We start from the raw sequence: 17488 nt of genomic DNA, 5'->3' as shown, positions 1-17488 counted from the left end.
TTATGGCTACAAAAGGTGGAAGATTCGAACGGCGAAACCTGTTCACTCAACAATAAGGGCACTTCCTTGTGCCATATAATAGAGGATTATACAGTGAAAAATATTGTCCGGCGATCAGCCCTATCTGTCCTGGCACTTACCATAAGTTGTGGCTGGGTAATGAACAGCACTGCCAGCGAAAGAGACAATGAGCCAGCCACTGCTTCTCCTGCCGCTGCTAATGCTGAAGGTGCGGCTATACATCCTGAGAAATGGCCTGTGCTTGAGCGCAAAGCGCTCGATCCAAAAATCGAAGCCCGCATAGACGAAATATTGGCGCGCATGACGGTTGAACAGAAAGTCGGCCAGACAATACAAGCCGATTCTGCGTCTGTAACACCCGAAGAGGTCAAAAAATATCGACTGGGTTCGGTATTAAGTGGCGGCAATTCAGCACCAGGCCCATTGGCCTATGCTGATACCCAGACTTGGCTAAGTGCCGCAGATGGCTATTGGGACGCATCGGTCGACCCTGAAGGTGTTGAACTGGCAATCCCCATCATCTGGGGCATTGATGCTGTTCACGGTCATGCAAATTTGCTGGGCGCAACAGTATTTCCGCACAATATTGGGCTTGGCGCTGCGCGTGATCCGGAATTGATCAAGCAGATTATGCAGGCCACTGCACAAGAGATTATTGTATCAGGCCATGATTGGACATTTGCGCCGACATTGGCCGTGCCACGCGATGATCGCTGGGGCCGCAGCTATGAAGGTTTTTCCGAAACGCCGGATATTGTCGTTTCATATTCCGACAAGATTGTTGAAGGCCTACAGGGCGAATATGGCACGGCAAACTTTCTGGCCAATGGCCGTATCCTGTCTGCTGCCAAACATTTTATAGCCGATGGCGGCACAGAAGGTGGACGCGATCAGGGCGATGCCCTGATAAGCGAAGAGGATTTGCGCGACATCCATGCCACGGGGTATCTGCCCGCATTGGCCGCTGAAGTGCAGACAGTGATGGTGTCCTTTTCCAGCTGGCAAGGCATTAAAATGACCGGCAACAAAGCATTGATAACCGATGTTTTGAAAGACCGGATGGGCTTTAATGGTTTTGTCATCAGCGACTGGAACGCGCATGGCCAAATTCCAGGTTGCAGCAACACCGATTGCCCGCAAGCCTTTAACGCCGGAATTGATATGTTTATGGCCCCCGATAGTTGGAAAGGACTGTATGAAAGCACTTTGCGCCATGTCCGTTCTGGCAAAATCAGCATGGAACGTCTTGATGATGCTGTGCGCCGGATTTTGCGTGTTAAGCTGAATTATGGCCTGTTTGACAAGGCACGGCCGAGCGAACGGCCGGGCGCTGGTAACATTGATATATTGGGCGGCGAAGAGCACCGCGCATTGGCGCGCCGCGCAGTGCGCCAATCACTCGTGCTGCTGAAAAACCAAAATCAGGCGCTCCCGCTGCAAACCAAACAAAAAATACTCGTCATTGGCGATGCCGCAGACAATATTGCCAAGGCTTCAGGCGGATGGACACTCTCCTGGCAGGGCGGTGACCATAGCAATGACGAATTCCCCAATGGCCAATCTATTTTGGCAGGGATCAAAGAGGCCGTAGAAGCCGAAGGCGGAGAAGTTATTTTTGATCCGCAAGGAACGTCTGGCGCAAAGGCCGATGTCGTTATCGCCGTTTATGGTGAAGATGCTTATGCAGAATTCCAAGGGGATCGTGATCATCTGGATTTCGAAACCAAGGCATTCGATACTGGCCGCCTCTCCAAATATCGCGAGCAAGGCGCAAAGGTTGTTTCTATATTCTTGTCTGGCCGTCCTATGTGGACCAATCCAGAAATTAATGCATCCGATGCCTTTGTCGCCGCATGGCTTCCGGGCAGTGAGGGCGGCGGCGTAGCTGATCTGCTATTCCAAACCAAGCCGGAATATGACTTTACCGGCAGGCTCTCTTTCTCTTGGCCCAAAACTGCCGATCAACCAAAGTTGAATCCGGACCTTCCCGATTATGACCCGCTTTTTGCTTATGGTTATGGCCTTAGCTATGCTGATAAAATCTCTGTAGCAAGGCTTTCAGAAAATTCTGGATTGGACAAAAATGCTATCGGCGACCCCACTGTCTTTTTGACAGGTGGCAAGATACAGAATCCATGGTCATTATATGGCATCATCAATGGCACACAGACCCGCATGAATGCATTGCGCTGGGATGGTGGGGCCTTGGCTTTCTCGACCACTGACAGAAATGCTCAGGAAGACTCGCTAAAAGTAGAATGGCGCTCCGGTGGCCCAGCGCTGCGCATTTCGACCCATAATCCGGTTGATTTTTCACGTCATTCCAACGCGGATATGGCCTTGACCTTTTATGCCCGCAATATGGGTGAAGGCCCTGCAAAATTGTCCTTGGGTATGGAATGTAATGATAGTGACAACTGCACAGCCTTTGTGCCAGTGAATGTGGATGGCAATGGCTGGAACAGATACACTGTCCGCCTGAGTTGCTTTACCGATAAAGGCTTGGATCTTGGCAAAATCAGAACCGGCTTTTCCCTACAAAGCGATGCACCAGCGACTATTGCGCTATCCGATGTTAAAATCTCTCCCGGAGATGCGGGCACAAAATCCTGCGGCAAAGATAGCTGATACTGCGTTACAGCCAGCGTTATGCAGAAGCTAATTGTGCTGATGGGGCCATCCGGTTGTGGCAAATCCACAATCGGTGCCGCACTATCACGGCATAGTGGCTGGCCAATGGTTGAGGGCGATGATTATCACCCGCAAGCCAATAAAGACAAAATGGCCGCTGGCACTGCGCTTACGGATAATGATCGCAAAGAGTGGCTCGCCAATCTGAAAACGGCTATTGCCAGGCTTGACCATGATACGGCCATATTGGCCTGTTCTGCGCTTACGCCCTATGTTCAGTCGGCTCTTAAAACCGGCACATCACGCTTGGTGAAATTCGTATTTTTGGATGTTCCGGAAGACGATCTATCGCAACGCCTGAAAATACGCACGGATCATTTTATGCCGTCCAGCCTGCTCTCAAGCCAGTTGGACGCGCTTGATGTTCCCAAAGAGGCGATCAGGATATCAGCCAATAATCCGGTCCATCAGATTATCGACAATGTCTTGACCGCATTAGAAAATAGCCCCGAGAATTAGGGTAATCACAAAGCCGGTTACGCCCACCAGAGTGGACGCTATTGTCCAGCTCTTGAGTGTTTCATCGGTTGATAGATCAAAGAAACGTGAAACAAGCCAGAAACCGGAATCATTCACATGGCTAAGGATGCTGGCACCTGATGCTATCGCTATGGTCATCAACGCCAGATCAACCGGCCCTAATCCAGCGGCAACGGCAATAGGGGCGCATAATCCCGCAGCGGTCAACATCGCAACCGTTGCCGAACCTTGCGCAACGCGGGTGATGGCCGCGAGAATAAAGCCTGCCGTGATAGCGCCCATATCTAATGCCAATGTCGCTTCTGCCAGTGCAGCGCCAGCCCCTGTGTCCACCAATACCTGTTTGAAAGCACCGCCAGCCCCTGTGACCAACAGAATAATCGCTGTAGGTTCAGCCGCACGAGACAGAGTGTCTTGCAAATGCGCCGCGCCTTCTTCATCGTTAGGCCGCAAAATATAATAGGCCAAAAGACAGGCAATCATTAACGCGACAAAGGGATGCCCCAAAAAAGATAGTATAGCGCCAAATACGCCCCAATTCGCGCCCGATACTTTTAATATCGCAGCAGCAATAATCAATATTATCGGCACCATGATGGCAAAAATGCCTTTCAGCGCCAAAACTGTGTCCACTTTTACAGATGGTTCTGCTGTCATGGTTTTTTCTAAGCTATTATCCGCAAAGCCCTTATGGACGAGCCAGCTCTTTTTCTCTGCCCAGCCAGCATAGACGGGGCCGCCTATCAGCATGGCGGGAATACCGCAGATCAGACCAAAGAGAATGACAAGGCCCAGTTCAGCGCCCAGAATTTCCGCAACAGCGACAGGACCGGGGGTTGGCGGAATAAAGGCATGGGCAGTGGCCAAACCGGCGAGCAATGGCAGACCAAAATACATGGTCGGCTTCTTTGCCTTACTTGCTAATGCTTGCACGAGAGGGAAAAGCAGGATCAAACCAACGTCGAAGAAAACGGGTATGGCAATCACAATCCCGACAAAACCCATCGCCACGCCCGCTGCACCCGGCTTTCTGTCACCAGTCATATATTGCGCCAGAGCCTGAGCCGCCCCGGTTGCTTCCAGAAAAGCGCCAAATATGGCCCCTAACCCTACAATGATGGCGATAAAACCGAGCACACCGCCCATGCCATCAGTGATGGACTTCAACACGGCATCAGGCGCCAGACCGGCGGCTAAGCCAGTAAACATGGCTGCAACCAGCAAGGCAGGGAAAGGCGGAACTTTTCTCCAGAGAATAAGAACCAACAACCCCGATACGCCAGCCAATGTCGCCAAGAGCGGGCGCGCTGCCTCAAAACTTTCCAACTTAGTCTCTCCGTTATTTGGCGCATTCTTTTATGGTGCGCTCTGTTCGGTTATTGGCGCTTATAGATCGCAACCCAGTCTCTGCCCTTATCGGGTGGCTTCGCTAAGACCGGTAATGTTGTGTTTATGGTGATGGTTTCGACCGCACCATCATTGGCAAAAAGCCCTGTTAGCGGATCATACCAGCGCACGGCATAATCACCTGGCGCGACGGCAAATGCCGTCATGGCAGGCACATTCTCACCAACATAATAAACATAGATATCGCCAGACTTTGCGAAGCAATAGGCCTGCGGCGCCTTTGCGCAGGGCTCCATCTGCCAATAGGGCAGTTCGCTTTCAAAAAAATCCATCGCCAGCCGCGTCTGGCGCCATAATTCTGCGCGGCTGCGCCAGTCTTCGGTGGACAGGTCATTGCCACGTTGATGTGCGCCAAAATACCATTCTACACCTGCCCCGCCAGCCAGCAAATGCCCCCATAAAGCGTGTCGCCGCAAACTGTCATGTCTCGGGTCATCAATATCGGCTCGCGCGCCAATTTGCCATTTGCCAATCTCATCCATGGTGATGAGCCAGGCATTTCCCGCCTGTGCGCTTAAGCGGTGCCATTTTCTGGTTTCGGCATTGACCATCTCTCGTTCGGCGACCTGAAAAGACAAACCATCCAGAGATGGCAGAGCCAATAAAGGCGTCAGCAAAATATCCTTATCTTTCGCCTCCGCATGGGTGTGCAATAATATAGGATGGCGATAGGGGTCAGCATCATAGAGGAAGTCGGCCATGGCAATGCGCTGTTGATCATTCTGCCCTTGCGGATCCCAATGGACAGGGCCGTTCTCCTCACCCAAATTCCAAAATAATGCAGGGTGATGCCCAAAGCGGGCAATCATCTCAAGAAAGTATAATTTTCGAAGACGTCCGGTATCACCGCCATCCAGCATCAGCTCATTTTCACGCTCCTGCATAACCAGATGCAATGCCACGCCGCGCTTCTGCATATGCGCAAAAACAATATCCCATTGCGCCAATTTGCTGACATCAAAGCGGCTGGGATCATCTGGTTCCAGCCATGGCCATACATCCTTGCCATCACCATCGACATTCATGGTCAGCATATAGGCCGCATTCATGCCCTGATCGGCCAAATAATTAACCGCCCCTATCAGTCCTTTGCCCTTATCACCGCGCCAGACAGGGTCACCCTCGCGCCAATCACGCAAATGCGGGGCATAGCCATGCAGTTTCTCATTGATTGCGGACTCGCCTTTGCGGGCGTCCGCCCTTTGACGATAAGTGCCATCAAAATCCTGATAACCGAGCAGGTTTTCCGGGCTGTTTGTACCGCCCTTTATCCAAAAGGCGCCATTGCCCGAAAACCGCAAATAGCGGCCAGATTTTTGCAAAACGCCGCGGCCATAAAGACTATCACTTTCCCTCCTCGCGTCCAATCCTACAGATTGCACATCCAGCACACCCTTATCATTCTGCAAAGCTACGCCCTGACCCTGATCGCGCACATTGCTTAGGGCGATATCAGTGCCTGTGTGAAGCTGTGCGGTATATCCCCATCGGCCCGAAAGCTCTGGAACAAAATGTACGCGCCAGATATTACCTGCGACAGCACCCGTATTGGCTGCATCACCATCAGCAGCAAAATAACCCCGCACTATTATCTGCTTATCACCCTGAACAAAAGTCACCAATAAACGATAATCGGTAAAGGGATTTAGCGATCCTTTTTCATGCAAGGTCGGGCCTGCAAAATCCAAAGTTATTGGATGCCATTGTTGGGCTTGGATAATGTCGGGCTTAGTAGTCAGAGGTGCCGCTAAGGGACGCGCAGGCGCGGGTTTTGCAGCGCAGGCTGTGAGGCTGAGGCAAAGCATGATGGTGCCAAGCCATAATAGCTTTGATCTAAGCCATAGCTGCCTTGCCATGCCAGACTGCGCGCAAATGCTCACTGCGCTGGATCGACAGGACGCTTTGTCCCTTTAGAATGCCATTTCCAGAAAACGAATTTCAAAACCGTGTCGCCTGTATTGGAGATATTATGCACATCCCAAGCGCGCGAATAGAGCATATCCCCTTGTTCAGCGGGAAATTCCTTATCGCCTAGGGTCCATGTACCCTTCCCTTCCAGCACCATCAGAAATTCCTCTTCTGCATGCTTGTGCGGCGGATGGATTTCCATACCCGGCTTGATCTCTGCCACGCCTGAAAGAAGATCAGTGACACCCTCGGTTTCGCCAGCAAAATATTCAGTAAATCTGCCCCATTGCTCCGCACTGGTTTTGGCGTTTTTGGCTGAGAGAATCTGTGTCTCAAGACCGGCGGGCACTTTTGCAGCAATATCGTCCGCTGACTGAGCTGCATTATCCTCTACCGCCGGAGAACAACCTAGCAAACAAAGCGCTAATGAAAATGGCACCACATATCGTATCACAAACTCACTCCCTTGAAAAAGCGCAATGATAACGTTGTCATTAATAAAGTTCAACTGATCAGTATCGATGGTTTAGCTATACTCAAAATTGTCAGTAAACCGCTTCTCAAGGAACGGCTGTCACCGCGCATCCGTCATAAATATATTGACTGTGACACGCCCCAGTTTCGGATCAGCTGAAAAATTAACGCCCTGCCTGATACAGCCCGAATGCAATGTCCGTCCACGATAAATAACCATGCGGTTCGGTTTGGCCTGCACTTCACCAATTTTCTCAAACCGCGCATTATCACCATCAATATAGGCTTCAGGAAAGTCGCCATATTGCGCCATTTCTTCTTTCAGAACCTTTGCATAATGGTCTTCGCGCTCACTGCTGACCGTCTCATAACCCGTAGCCTTATGGCGATAAAAGGCGGTGCCACCATCATCAGGGCAATTCACATAATGCAATAAGGCAAGCAGGTCAGGCGCGACATCATCATAATGCGGCATGCGCTGTGCTTGGGAGAGTGCCGCGGGCTGTGTGGTGACTATGGAATAATCCATTCCCTGAATATCAGCGCCAAATGAATAGTCATAATGCTGCCGCAAAATCTGGGCGAACATATCCTGCCGTTCGCGCAAATATGCTGGTGATGCTGGCGCTCTGATACCCGGATAGCCGCCAGCAACGGGGGAATAATCCGCTTGCTCGGTCAACAGCTTAAGTGCTGCGAACTGACTGCTAAAATCATCAATAATAATGACAGGCTCTTTCTCGTCACCAAAGGTGACAAGCTGATAACCCTCAGAAACATGATTCGTCATACAGGGTGATTACCACGCCTTTTTAATCAGGTCTGCGATATAATATCGTCAGTTAGCGTGAATGAACACGCAAGACCGAACCCGAAGAGCGACCGTCAGCTTGCAGCTGCCACGAAGCACAGCGGAGAAAATAGCGGCAAGGATAGGAAAAATGGTGCCCCTAGAGGCACAAACATTAAACACCCTTTTTGATGAATTAGCAGACTGGGAAAACCAGCTTAAAGCGCTGGAACCCGAATTAGAGGAGCTAGGGTTATGAGGCGGCCCGGCTCCCAAAAAGTTGTTGAGACATTTGCAGATGCTTGCGGGTCGGGTGTGCTGATCCGTCCTGCTCGCCATCGCGGTAAGGGCAAACCCTTCTCGATTAGATTGTCAGATGAAGATCGCGCGCAGTTGGAACGTGAAGCGGGTCCGCTGTCATTGGGGCCATATATCCGGTTCAAGCTTCTAGGGACCAAGCCTGTAGGAAAGAAGCTGTGTCGTCCGAAAGCCAATCAGAAGGAACTGGCGCAAATACTGGCGTGGCTAGGACAGTCGGACATAGCGCCAAGCCTGCGTGAACTTTCAAAAGCGGCCCGATTAGGTGCGTTACCGGAAAGTCCTGAGGCTATCGCAGCCATCAATAACGCCTGTTCGACGATTGACGGTATCCATGCCGCTTTGATCCGGGCTTTGGGGCTGCGCTCATGATACTGGTCGGCAATGCTCGTGGCGGTGCGCGTGATCTGGCGCAACACCTTATGAAAGATGAAAATGACCATGTAACAGTGCATGAACTGAGCGGCTTTATGTCTGAGGATTTAGATGGAGCCTTTCAGGAAGCCTATGCAATCTCTCGCGGAACACGCTGTAAGCAATTTCTGTTCTCCTTGTCCCTCAATCCGCCGCCGGATGCCAAAGTCTCAACGCAGGATTTTGAGCGAGCCATTGAACAGGCGGAATCTGAGCTTGGTTTGGATGGTCAGCCCCGCGCCATTGTCTTTCATGAAAAAGATGGTCGCCGCCATGCTCATGCGGTCTGGTCGCGTATTGATCCTGAGACGATGAAAGCCAGACAGCTATCCTTTCACAAGAACAAGCTGCAAGATGTTGCTCGTGAATTACACCGCGAACATGGCTGGAAAATGCCAGAAGGCTTTGCAGATCGTTCAAAATCCGATCCGCGCAACTTTACGTTGGAAGATTGGCAACAAGCGAAGCGGATAGATAAAGACCCTCGCGACATAGCAGACGCGATTTCTGATGCGTGGATGATTTCAGATACTAAAGCTACATTTGAACATGCTCTAAAAGAACGCGGCTACTGGCTGGCGTGTGGTGACAGCAAAAGCTACGTAGCTGTCGATTATCATGGTGAGGTTTATTCCATCGGCAGGAAGGCTGGAGTCAAAGCCAGACAAATCAAAGAGCGCCTTGGTGACAAGCAAGATTTGCAAAGCGTTGATGAAGCCAAGGCGGCAATAGCGCATGATATGCAATTTATGCTCTCCCGGCTGCAAGCTGAGCAGGAACGCAAAAGCACTTTTCTACGCGACCGCTTCCTGCAAGAAAAAGACAGGCTGGTTGCTGACCAACGCGCTGAACGGCTGGCATTTGATGAACGCTTGCGATTGCGCCAGGACACCGAGCAAAAGCAAAGGCAGACGCAATTCCGCAAAGGACTGGGCGGGTTATGGGACAGGCTGCGCGGTGAACATAGGCGCCTCACCGAACAACATCGCCTTGAACTGGCGGTTTCCCAGCAACGCGATCAGACCGAACGCGACGCACTCATCTTCAAACAACAAGAGAACCGCAACGCACTGCGCCTATCGGCAAAAACCGAACGCACCCAAAATCATAAAACAACCCATGAACTGCAAAAGGATACTGAGCGCTATCACGATATGGACGGCAAGGATAATCAGCGCCGCCTCCCCAATGCACCCAATGTCAAAACAGGTTTCGACAAGGCCGCTGACCGCACACCTTCCAAAGCAGATAAGATTGTAGAGGCGCGGCGGCAATTTATCGAAACAAGGCGCTCACTGTCGAACAGAGAACAACAACGAAACTTAGACCGAGAGAGGTAGCTTGGCGCAAAAGGTCAAACTTGACTTTTTGTTAGCCTTAAGCTAACATAGATTATGAAGATAAGGAAAAATGCCGCCAAAGCCTTGCGTAAGATGCCTCGCAATATGGCCCTTCGCTTCTTTGCGGCTTTTGACAAAATAGAAGCCGGAGATGTTTCCGAGCTTGATATTAAAACACTTGCCGGACGTGAAGGCTATTTGAGACTTCGTATTGGCACTTACCGGGCGATCTATACCGTCGATATGGAATTGATCGTTATCAGAGTTGGGCCACGCGGCGATGTGTATAAATAGGATAAGACAATGGATTATGTGACCGAAAACGGATTTGTGAAGATACCAAAGCGAGAGTTTGAAGGCTTGCTTGCTGAACTCAATGCGCTCAAGGAGTCTATGGAAGAACGGCTTGATATCGCAGCGCTCGACCAAGCCCTGCGTCTGGATGAAGAATTGCTCCCTGCGGAGCTGGTCCGCCGCATGGTGAGCGGTGAATCCCCTATCCGTGTATTCCGTGAATATCGCGGCCTGACGCAGCAGGCTCTTGCCGATACTGTTGGCGTCTCGAAAACGACGATCTGCGAGTTAGAGCGGGGCCGCAAGGAAGGCTCCATCAAGACACTCTCGGCAATCGCCGATGCACTCAATGTCGATATAGATGATTTGATCTAAAAGGCGTTAGAGATGCTTTTAGATTAGTTGCCTCAAAGGCTCTCTCAAACAGCTCAGATTGTTAGTCCCCGACTAACTTTCTAATTGCATAGGTAGCCGTTCCATGCGGCACAAGCAACGTTTCCTCCTCTATTTTAATACCGTCTTGTGCTGAAATTTCTCCGCCCAGACTCAGTACTTCCGCAAGAGTTAATACAGGTACGTCGTGAAACCGATTGAGGCATTCGTCCGGCACAAGGATTACAGCCGCCAACTCTCGACTTGGCTTCGGCTCCTGTCTCAGCACACCATTATATGCGACCAGAATATAGTTATCGGCGTCAACTGACATCAAGCCAAGTCCCGAATGATCAGCCTTCTCCATAATCAAAGCCGGAACGGTTTCTGAATTATATATAGAAACCCGGCGCGTGGTTCCATCGTAGCTCACAAAATCGGTAGAATCCGCACTTTCAAGGCTTGCTAAAGCACCCGACAATTCTTCATTTGCTTCTCGAATTGCACATTGTTCGAAAGATTCGCTACCGGAATTACGTTTCCCTCCAATACCATAAAACCTTAATCGGTTGGGATTAGCTTCAAAATCGCGTTTAGGTATCCCAAAAACATGTTTGCCCTGCCACTTAAGAAATAGGGCGGCGCCTGCTGGTGTGGCAGGCGAAACTACATCATCTAATGATACTCTCTCAGGAGACGAAGTAGTCCAAGCGTGATCAAACCATTCTTTAAAGACATGATAAAGCGAGTTCTTTGAACGACCAAAAACCAGCACGGGCGAATGCCTTACGGCGTCTTTATCGCTAAAATATGGCATCAAATACAGCCGATCAAAAACAAAATATAGTCGCCAAACAAACGGGAAGTCATGCGACCTGCGTCTCAGTGATGAGTTTTTTGCTTCCTCCAGCGATTTTAGTGAATTCGTTGCATATTCGAGCGAATGCATCACCCTCCTAAAGTCTTTTCCTATCGAGATGAGTCTTTCTTTTCTAAACAGAGGTGAATTTATGGACGCGTGCAGAACCCGCATATCCACATTTCCGCTCTTGGCGACTTCATCCAATACATCGAAAAAAGACCCACTGATGCCTATGTCTTGCGAGGCTATGTGTATGAAAATTCGGATTGGCCCCTTGGTGCTCTTCAAGTCAGAATAAATATCATCTCGGGCAAGGTTAAAGCTATCATATATCCTTTCAAGTCCAATCAATTCCCCGGAAAACTCGTTAACAGAAGGAAGGGGGTTATCATTTCTTTTTCCAACTTTTCCTATTTGCATCATAAGCTGTGTAGAAACAGGACTAAGCGCTTTAGTCAGGTCGTTATCTGATCTGTGCCCATCATACGTCAGATAAGTTACACCTGAATAATCTGACATAATTTTGGAAGGCTTGTTAAATTCTGTGACAGCAAAAACCCTATCTCTCCCCAGCGCCCCCAAAAACAAGCCAAGCTCAAAAACAACATTATCGCGAGGAGCTAGTTGTTCAACATCCCTACTCGTAACCGCATCCAACGGTGTTGTGATCAGGATTGCAAAATCGTATGTTTGAGAAAAACTGACCAGTTCATCAAAAACTGTTCTGCCAGGTCGAAAAGAGTGCGCCCAAATATTAACTTCGGCTTTCCCTTCCAAATTTAGTTCTAGTGCTCTGGCTACTTCTTCATGTTCGCTAGTCGAGCCGATAAAGATGGTGGGCTTCAAATTCTTACCCCTTTTAATTTTGATGAATTGCGAAAGCTAATGCCAAATAAGTGAAAAGCAAGAATAGACTATTGGTCGAGATTTTATTTTGGACAGCTATTTCGCAGTAAATTCAGTGTTGGGTTTGAAGCGCTAGCTTGCGCCGCGCCTTAAAACCCATGCCTGCATCGGAAATGGGGTAGCAAGCGTCAAGGAGGCTCCGAACGAGGCTCCGCAGCTTTGCTGTGGATACGCTTGGATGCCTTGCGCGCGCGAGGGTGAAACCCTTAGTCAAAAGCTGTTGGCGGATCGCTGGAACGTTTCGTAAGCGGTACAATTTGGTACTTAGACAGATCAATCGTCGCTACGTGCCACCAATGGCCTATCCCCTTTGGAACCGTCAATCGTTCTATTGAGCGCATATGTAGATGTCCAAGAGCTATCTCTACTGCGGCATTGGACGTTTCGAACGTCCCGTCCTCGCTGTATTGATGAACAGCGATTGTATAACAGCCTTCACCAGTCAAAGTTGCAGTTTCTGAACCATAGCCTGACTGGATATCGTCTCCTAATTCAACGTCCTTATCATCTCTATCAGCGTAATAAACGTGTCTCCCATCATGATTGAACACATGCAGGTCAAGATCGGCGGGTTCTTCGCCCCAAGTTAATGTGATTTTGAGGTTTCGTTCAAAAACTGCGCTTACTTCACCCTCAAGAGCACGATCTACTACTTGTCCAAGATCATTTCTAAAACCATCGATGATTTCAGGTTCACTCGGATTCATGCCGCCATAGGCGGCTGACTTTTTCCTTGCTGCTTCGGTGATCGCTGGCAAGAGGTTTGGACTACAGGGGCCATAATTTGCGAGAAGAACGCCAGCATTGGGGCAGGCATAAGAATAGTCTTCAATAGCCTCTCTAAACTCTTTGTTGTTAGATCGAAGGTGCTGTTTTGCCTCCACGACTAGTATATCTGTGTCTCTATCTGACAAAGGCGCACGTCTAATACGATAGTCTGGCTGAATGCCATTTTTGCGGCGATTATTCGGCAAGTCGGAATGGAGAGTCCTCAGTTCTGTCCACCAAAATAACTCCGGCTCGTTCTCACCGCGCAACAGCGTCGCTAGATGAACACCTCTAAAGGCAAACTCCAAGCGCCCGTTGTTGAGATGAAAACGAAAATTCCACCCCGCAGAGCGCAACGCATGATACATTTGCGCGCCAAGCCAAACGGCATAAACTTCATGGCGATGTTTCCATATGGGAAGATCAAGAATATCCTCTAAAGTCCTGACGGACGACTCAACGAAATCGCCAGATTCCGGCAGAACTTCATCAACTCTATTGCAAATTTTTAGGAGTCTATCTTCATCTGATTCGGCTATAGCAGCGTGGACTTGACAAAGCCATCTCGCAACAGCTTCAGGCCAATAGTCACTTTCGATAATCCAAAGATCTTGGACCGAAAAGCCCGTTTCATTTTGCACCTCTTTGTGTTTACCGGCTGCCGCCTGCAATTCTTGATGATTATTTCCATAGACCGAAAAGCGACCTAACAAAGTGTTCATGAGTGTTACAACTCGTTTTAGCCTTGCATCCAATTCATCATCACCTGTTTCCCAGCCTTTAGCTAAAGGCTGAAAACTAGCTCCTCGGTTATAATTTTTGATCCAAGCTAGCACTGCACTTGGACGCGTCGCTTCGGCTCTTTTTGAAACAAAAGGAGAGGTATCTTCAAATCCGGCTTTAGCCAGCGCCCAAAGATTTTTATATTCAACATGAGGCAAGCTTGGCGCTAAGGCTTCTGCAAAAACCTCCATTTGAGAACGAAAGTTGCTAAGGAGCATATCTAGAGGAGAGCTATCTTCATCAAAATGAAAACGAATTTGCAATTTATCCGCACTACCGTGAGCACCGGCATCTGTAAGTAATTCAAGGATATCCTGTTTCATTCTAGCAAAGGGCTCTAGACAAGAAAAAAAAGCACGCAGCAAAGCTTCGGCGGTTAGGTCAGAATGATCGATTAAATCAGCAAAATCTTCGTCACTTTCTGGAAAGAGTTGTTCTCTTAATGAGGTAATAAGGCCCTCATCATAAGGCCCCATTAAACCAGCCTTGGCACTCGTCAGGCCCGCCCGTTGAATAAGTTCAGGCCAAAGTTCTTTTGCGGTTTTGATTGTTCCAAGCTTTTCCATTTAACACTCCAGAGTAGTGATTTCAGTAGCTGTAGATATCATGCCAAGATCAAATGAGTATTGATAATTTCAGTCCATTGACTTCAAATTGGAGCCGCAATGCCATACTAAAATTATATCGAGCCGGTAGCATGTAAGATAGATGAATTATAATACCGAAACTACTATTCTCTCACTGCCTTAGATAGGGTCGTATATTTAGATAAATGTCTAATTATTCGATAGCGGTAGATTTTTTAAGAAAAACAGCACACAAATGCGCAGTTCAGTTAACAGCGAATCTACTTAGCCCAACTAAAACGGAGACTTTTGACAATGCCTTGGTTTGATGGATTACAACCGGACACGTCAGCCTATGCGATTGCTGCTTCTGACAACAGCCGGGTGCGCGTGGTGGCAGGCCCGGGCACAGGAAAGTCTTTTGCTATGAAACGCAGAGTAGCTCGTTTGTTGGAAAGCGGCATTGATCCCGCCTTAATTCTCCCTGTAACTTTCACCCGCGTTGCGGCTGAAGACTTGCATCGAGAACTGATGGGAATGAATGTCCAGGGCTGCGAACAACTACAAGGCACAACACTACATAGTTTAGCACTACGAATGTTGATGCGAAATCATGTTTTGAATGCGACAGATCGCATCCCTCGTCCACTAAATGATTTTGAACTTGAACCTCTCATATGTGATCTGAAGGATGCACACGGAGGGAAGAAAAAAGTTAAGAAATTGAGGCTGGCCTATGAAGCGGCTTGGGCTCGTTTGCAGAATGAGGAACCTGGATTCTCGCAAAACGCCGCCGATATAGCCTTTCAAGCAGATTTGCTAAGCTGGCTGAGTTTTCACGAATGTATGTTGATCGGAGAAGTTATTCCCTTCGTTCATCAATATCTATCTTCCAATCCAGCCGCACAGGAACGATCTGAATATTCGCATATTCTCGTGGATGAGTATCAGGACCTAAATCGGGCCGAGCAAAGTGTTGTTGAGCTTTTGTCTGATGCTGCTGATGTGTGCATTGTTGGAGATGATGATCAATCGATATATAGTTTTAAGCATGCACATCCCAATGGAATTCAAGATTGGATAGGCACCAACCCAAACATAGCTGATTTGAGTCTTGATGAATGCCGCCGCTGTCCAACCACTGTTGTTGAAATGGCAAACAGCTTGATCCAACGCAATACTATACGGCCGGTTCCACGGGTTCTCAATCCAATGCCAGAAAATGGTGTGGGCGATGTAAGAATCATTCAATACCAAACAATAGCTGGAGAGGTTTCTGGAGTAGTAAGCCTGGTAGCCGAGATGATTGATAACGGCACTCCACCCGGTGATATTTTGTTGCTAACTCAAAGCAGGGCATTTGGTACGCCTATATATGAAGCGCTATTAGAAAACGATGTTCCAACAAAATCCTATTATGCGGAGTCGGAATTACACCATGAAGAAGCTCAAAGAGCTTTTGCGCTGCTCAAACTGTTCGTTAATCGACAAGACCGAGTGGCGTTGCGTTGGTTAGTCGGCGTCGACGGCAATAGTTGGAATGCAGCAGGTTATCGCCGTATCCGCAATCACTGCGAGAATACAGGTAACTCGCCTTGGGATACCATGCTGGAATTGCAATCCGGGCACTTACATATCCCTTATACTGGTGGTTTGATGACATCATTTGTGGAAATAGCCGAAATTCTGGAGGGTTTGGAATCAAAACTAGATCTGGGAGCAGTCGTTAATGAACTGTTTCCGGATGGGGACGAAAGTTGCCAAGATATTAGAGCTCTCGCTTTGGAGGTTCTTGAAGAATTTGGTGATGAGGATCGACAAGTCTTTGTTCGTGAACTGTCAAATTCGATATCACAGCCAGATATTCCCGACGAGGTTGAAGAAGTTCGAATTATGAGTTTGCACAAAAGTAAGGGTTTGAGCGCACCAGTAACGATAATTGCAGGCTGTGTTCAAGGACTGCTCCCGAGGCCAGCTGATGAGAATATGACTCCTGCTGAGCAACTTCGCTATTTCGAAGAGCAGCGACGCCTGTTTTATGTTGGAATAACTCGCGTAAAAGCCTCTCCGCAAGATGGAAAACCGGGAATACTTGTACTGACTTATTGTCAGCACATGCCGGTTGCCGATGCTCTTCAAGTCGGAATAACCCCAGCTCAACAACAATATGGCGATGCCTTCCTTCACGCCAGCCAGTTCATCCAAGAGCTCGGGCCTGCGGCACCTCAACCAATAGCCGGATAGCTGGTAACGCTATCTGTTGGCGTAAGACGCCAAAGCCCGGAAAGGATGCAACGGAAAACCGCGCAGGGGTTTCCCTTGCCGGAGGTGCGGAGCACCGGAGTACAAGATGCGCTGTATTACAGCGCACATCTTGCGCAAGCCAAAATCTGATCATTCCCCTATCCCCTCTCTCAATCTGACCTGCCATGCACCATCTGTCCCATGCTCTGCGCTCTGCTTACGCCGCCAGTCTTAGCTCTGGATATTTCGGTTCCCACATGCGCCTTGCGAACCTTCTTTCTTCTTTGCCCACTACATTGAGATAGATTGCCGTAGTGCCGGGCTGCGCATGGCCCATCCATCGCTGGATGATATTTTGCGGCACAGATTGCGTTGCTGCCCAGATGCCAAAGCCATGACGCAAGCCCTTGCATGTCGCCATGGGGCCGCGTATCTGACATGCTGCCATCGCGTCCTTTACCCATCGCCACGCTGTGACGCGGTGAATGGTCCAAAACCTTCCATCTTCTTCGTATTCCAGTTCCAGTAACATCTGAGTGAGAAATTCAGGGATCGGCAAGCAGCGAAAATGCTGTTTCCGGCGTTTGAGCGTCATCAACACAACGACGTTCTGGTCTGCGTCCAGATGAAGCTTACTAAAATTCAGCGCTTCGCTGATCCGGCAGCCCGTATAGAGTAGCAGATAAATCAGAACCCGTTTCTTAGTAGTGAGCGTGTCCGCATATTCTAATACCGCTCTGCGTTCGCGCTCGGATAAATATTTGCGCTGACCCAGTGCATTAAAAACTGACCAATCGGTCATTTCATCTAAGGGCATTTTCTTTTCCTCCATTGGGCCGCAACGAACATG

General features: G+C 49.1%; 14 protein-coding genes. 7 read left to right on the top strand and 7 right to left on the bottom strand.

All coding sequences use genetic code 11. The annotated features are described in order from the left end of the window. Positions 1 to 159 precede the first annotated feature (159 nt). Positions 160 to 2649, top strand: a complete 2490-nt coding sequence (locus ACR9YC_RS02205; protein ID WP_438729273.1) for a glycoside hydrolase family 3 protein — start codon at positions 160 to 162, stop codon at positions 2647 to 2649. A 21-nt stretch (positions 2650 to 2670) separates the two neighbouring features. Then, the gene (locus ACR9YC_RS02200) at positions 2671 to 3171 is read left to right on the top strand and encodes a gluconokinase (RefSeq protein ID WP_438729271.1); all 501 of its coding nucleotides are present in this window, start codon (positions 2671 to 2673) and stop codon (positions 3169 to 3171) included. Here the strand turns inward: ACR9YC_RS02200 and ACR9YC_RS02195 are convergent. The 4 genes from ACR9YC_RS02195 to ACR9YC_RS02180 form a co-directional block, all read right to left on the bottom strand. After that, positions 3148 to 4518, bottom strand: coding sequence for a GntP family permease (locus ACR9YC_RS02195; protein WP_438729269.1), 1371 nt, complete (start codon positions 4516 to 4518; stop codon positions 3148 to 3150). The genes ACR9YC_RS02200 and ACR9YC_RS02195 overlap by 24 nt on opposite strands. A 50-nt stretch (positions 4519 to 4568) precedes the next feature. After that, the gene (locus tag ACR9YC_RS02190; RefSeq protein ID WP_438729267.1) at positions 4569 to 6266 is read right to left on the bottom strand and encodes a DUF5060 domain-containing protein; all 1698 of its coding nucleotides are present in this window, start codon (positions 6264 to 6266) and stop codon (positions 4569 to 4571) included. 209 nt (positions 6267 to 6475) lie between these two features. Next, on the bottom strand, positions 6476 to 6961 hold the full coding sequence (locus tag ACR9YC_RS02185) for a cupin domain-containing protein (RefSeq protein ID WP_438729265.1): 486 nt from the start codon (positions 6959 to 6961) through the stop codon (positions 6476 to 6478). 120 nt (positions 6962 to 7081) lie between these two features. Next, the gene (locus ACR9YC_RS02180; RefSeq protein ID WP_438729263.1) at positions 7082 to 7771 is read right to left on the bottom strand and encodes a DUF6445 family protein; all 690 of its coding nucleotides are present in this window, start codon (positions 7769 to 7771) and stop codon (positions 7082 to 7084) included. Positions 7772 to 8026: 255 nt separating this feature from the next. On the opposite strand from ACR9YC_RS02180, the gene ACR9YC_RS02175 reads away from it, so the two are divergent. The 4 genes from ACR9YC_RS02175 to ACR9YC_RS02160 all read left to right on the top strand — a co-directional run bounded on the left by ACR9YC_RS02175 (position 8027) and on the right by ACR9YC_RS02160 (position 10512). After that, positions 8027 to 8461 carry a hypothetical protein gene (locus ACR9YC_RS02175; protein WP_438729261.1) on the top strand — a complete coding sequence of 145 codons (435 nt, stop codon included), beginning with the start codon at positions 8027 to 8029 and terminating at the stop codon, positions 8459 to 8461. Then, entirely contained in the window at positions 8458 to 9843 is a 1386-nt protein-coding gene (locus ACR9YC_RS02170) for a relaxase/mobilization nuclease domain-containing protein (RefSeq protein WP_438729259.1), read from the top strand. Before ACR9YC_RS02175 ends, ACR9YC_RS02170 begins: the two co-directional genes overlap by 4 nt. 105 nt (positions 9844 to 9948) lie before the next feature. Beyond that, positions 9949 to 10137 carry a type II toxin-antitoxin system RelE family toxin gene (locus ACR9YC_RS02165; protein ID WP_438729257.1) on the top strand — a complete coding sequence of 63 codons (189 nt, stop codon included), beginning with the start codon at positions 9949 to 9951 and terminating at the stop codon, positions 10135 to 10137. 9 nt (positions 10138 to 10146) lie between these two features. Beyond that, a complete protein-coding gene (locus ACR9YC_RS02160; protein ID WP_438729255.1) occupies positions 10147 to 10512 on the top strand; it encodes a helix-turn-helix transcriptional regulator in 366 nt (121 codons plus the stop codon). A 61-nt stretch (positions 10513 to 10573) separates the two neighbouring features. Here the strand turns inward: ACR9YC_RS02160 and ACR9YC_RS02155 are convergent, their stop codons facing one another. Continuing rightward, on the bottom strand, positions 10574 to 12217 hold the full coding sequence (locus ACR9YC_RS02155) for a TIR domain-containing protein (RefSeq protein WP_438729253.1): 1644 nt from the start codon (positions 12215 to 12217) through the stop codon (positions 10574 to 10576). Between the two features lie 266 nt (positions 12218 to 12483). After that, complete coding sequence (locus ACR9YC_RS02150) at positions 12484 to 14394, bottom strand: YfaP family protein (protein ID WP_438729251.1); 1911 nt, start codon at positions 14392 to 14394, stop codon at positions 12484 to 12486. 315 nt (positions 14395 to 14709) lie between these two features. On the opposite strand from ACR9YC_RS02150, the gene ACR9YC_RS02145 reads away from it, so the two are divergent. Then, positions 14710 to 16638, top strand: a complete 1929-nt coding sequence (locus ACR9YC_RS02145) for an ATP-dependent helicase (RefSeq protein ID WP_438729249.1) — start codon at positions 14710 to 14712, stop codon at positions 16636 to 16638. A 217-nt stretch (positions 16639 to 16855) separates the two neighbouring features. Here ACR9YC_RS02145 and ACR9YC_RS02140 read toward each other — a convergent pair whose 3' ends face one another. Continuing rightward, the gene (locus ACR9YC_RS02140) at positions 16856 to 17455 is read right to left on the bottom strand and encodes a tyrosine-type recombinase/integrase (RefSeq protein WP_438729247.1); all 600 of its coding nucleotides are present in this window, start codon (positions 17453 to 17455) and stop codon (positions 16856 to 16858) included. Positions 17456 to 17488 lie beyond the last annotated feature (33 nt).

This window comes from Parasphingorhabdus sp. DH2-15, assembly GCF_051668705.1.
GTDB lineage: Bacteria > Pseudomonadota > Alphaproteobacteria > Sphingomonadales > Sphingomonadaceae > Alterisphingorhabdus.
This window is presented reverse-complemented; position numbering and strand designations above follow the sequence as displayed.